Consider the following 2,051-nt stretch of genomic DNA (forward strand, 5'->3'; position numbering starts at 1 on the left):
CCTTCAGGGCTTCGACCACAGCAGCCGCATCACCATGCACCGCGGCCATCGCACCCGCACCCGGCTGCGACTCCATCAATGCACCACGCACCACCGCCAGACGCAGCAGGTCCTCCAGACCCACCACACCCGCGGCCCACCCGGCACTCAACTCACCCAGGCTGTGACCCACCACCGCATCCGGACGCACACCCAGCGACTCCAGCCACCGCACCAACGCCACCTGCACCGACACGATCCCCACCTGCGCACACCTCGTCGAGTCGAGGAGGTGTGCCGATGTACCGAACAGCAGGTCCGTCAGCGGTACGTCGAGGTGGCCGGCGAGCAGGGAGGCGCACTCGTCGAGTGCCGCCCGGAACACGGGCTCGGTCTTGTACAGGCCCTGGCCCATGCCCGCGTACTGCGAGCCCTGGCCGGTGAACATGAACACCACCGGCGCCGACTTCCGACCGCTGCGCCGGGTCACCGGGGACGCGCCCGAGGCGATGTCCCGCAGCGCGACGGCGAGTTCACCCGCGTCGCCACCCGAGACGACGGTGCCGAAGCGGTGCTCGGCGCGGCCCGTGTTGGCGGTGTAGGCGAAGTCGCCCAGTCGGTCGTCGTCGACCTCGGCCAGCCGGTCGGCATAGGCGTCGGCGAGTGCGCGGACGGAGGTCTCGTCGGCCGCGTCCACACGCACCAGATACGACTCCTGCCCCACCACCTCACGCGCGGCAGCCGCAGGCGCCTCCTCCAGGATGACGTGGGCGTTCACCCCGCCCATCCCGAACGCGCTCACCGCACCCCGACGCGGACCGTCCACCGGACGCGGCCACTCCGACACCCGATCCGCCAGGAAGAACGGAGTCCCCTCAAACCGGATGTGATCATTCGGCCGCACCACATGCAACGACGGAGGAACCACACCCCGCTCCATCGAAAGAAGCACCTTCACCAACCCCGCAAGACCCGCAGCCGGCTCCAGATGCCCCACGTTCCCCTTCAACGAACCCAACGCACAGAACTGCGAACGACCCGTCAAACCCCGCCACGCACGCGTCAGACCCTCCACCTCGATCGGATCACCCAGACTCGTCCCCGTCCCATGCGCCTCCACCAGACCGATCGACTCCACCGACACACCCGCATCCACCAACGCAGCAGAAATCACCGACTCCTGCGCAGCACTGCTCGGCACCGTCAAACCACTCGTACGACCCCCGTGATTCACCGCCGAACCCTTCACCACACCCCGCACCCGATCACCATCACGCACAGCCGCACGCAACGGCTTCAACACCACCGTCACCACCCCCTCCCCCGGCACGAACCCATCCGCACCCGCATCGAACGGCCGCAGGGCGTTGGACGGGGAGAAGGAGCGGAGGCGGGAGCCGAGCTGGAAGTACTGGGGGGACATGCCCAGGTGCACGCCGGCGACGACGGCCTGCTCGCACTCCCCCGAGCGGATGCTCCGCACCGCCGTGTGCAGCGCCACCAGCGACGACGAGCACAGCGTGTCGATCGTCATGCTCGGCCCGTGCAGATCCAGGAAGAAACTCACCCGGTTCGCCAGGATCGCGTTGTGGTTCCCCAGGCCGGCGGGTGTCTGGACGACGTCCCCGACGACGGTGTCGCGGTAGTGCTGGTAGCTGGCGCCGACGAAGACGCCGGTGGACGGCTGGGGCCTGCCCGCGAGGCCCGCGTCCTCCAGGGCGCGCCAGGCGGACTGGACGAGGTGGCGCTGCTGCGGGTCGATCCACTCGGCCTCGGCGGGCGAGAGCCGGAAGAAGCCGGGGTCGAAGTCGGTGAGGCCGTCGACGAAGCCGGCGCGCCGCAGGTAGACGGTGCCGGGGGCGCCGTCCGTCCCGTAGTAGGCGTCGATGTCCCAGCGGGAGGCCGGGACCTCTGTCAGGCAGTCCTCGCCCTCCACCAGGACGCGCCACAGCTCGTCCAGGTTCGCGGCGTTGGGGAACACCCCGTCGATGCCGATGACGGCGATGTCGTGGGTGTCGGCCTCCGCCGCGGAAGCGACGGGGACGGGAGCCGCGGGCACGACGGGGGGGGGG

1 protein-coding gene is annotated in these 2,051 nt (G+C 70.0%); it reads right to left on the minus strand.

The features are described from left to right. The coding region (locus EAO70_RS38155; protein WP_261993076.1) for a type I polyketide synthase at window positions 1-2,038 on the minus strand (2,038 nt) is incomplete at its 3' end. Window positions 2,039-2,051: the final 13 nt, after the last annotated feature.

It is taken from the genome of Streptomyces sp. adm13(2018), from assembly GCF_008042145.1.
GTDB lineage: Bacteria > Actinomycetota > Actinomycetes > Streptomycetales > Streptomycetaceae > Streptomyces.